The sequence below is a fragment of the Haemophilus sp. UMB1048 genome (assembly GCF_030218125.1).
In the GTDB taxonomy this organism is placed as follows: domain Bacteria; phylum Pseudomonadota; class Gammaproteobacteria; order Enterobacterales; family Pasteurellaceae; genus Haemophilus_D.
This window is the reverse complement of sequence record NZ_JASOPB010000052.1, coordinates 1-315: the sequence shown is the minus strand read 5'-3', so window position 1 is coordinate 315 and position 315 is coordinate 1. Positions and strand designations below refer to the sequence as shown.

The 315-nt window shown below is 48.3% G+C and carries 1 protein-coding gene; it reads right to left on the bottom strand.

Translation table 11 applies throughout. The features are described from left to right. Positions 1 to 315, bottom strand: a 315-nt coding sequence (locus QP437_RS09830) for a pyruvate kinase (protein WP_285267710.1), incomplete at both ends; no start/stop codon positions are given.

The following is a 315-nucleotide window of genomic DNA, read 5'->3' as shown; positions in this document are numbered from 1 at the left end:
CCCAGGTCGCCGTTGTTCAGCACTTTACAGATAACTTTGTTACCTTCAATGGCGGTAACTTCCATACCGATCAGACCGTCGTCAACCAGTACGGTGTTGCCAGCAGACAGGTCAGTAGTGAAACCTTCATACGTTACCGCAACCATTTCGCTGTTGCCGATAACAGATTTATCAGTAGTGAAAGTAAAGGTCTGACCCGCTTTCAGAGAAACGTCGTTACCGCCTTCCAGTTTCATGGTGCGGATTTCTGGACCTTTGGTATCAAGCAGGATAGCGGCGGATTTACCAGTTTTGCTCATCACGTTGCGCAGATTC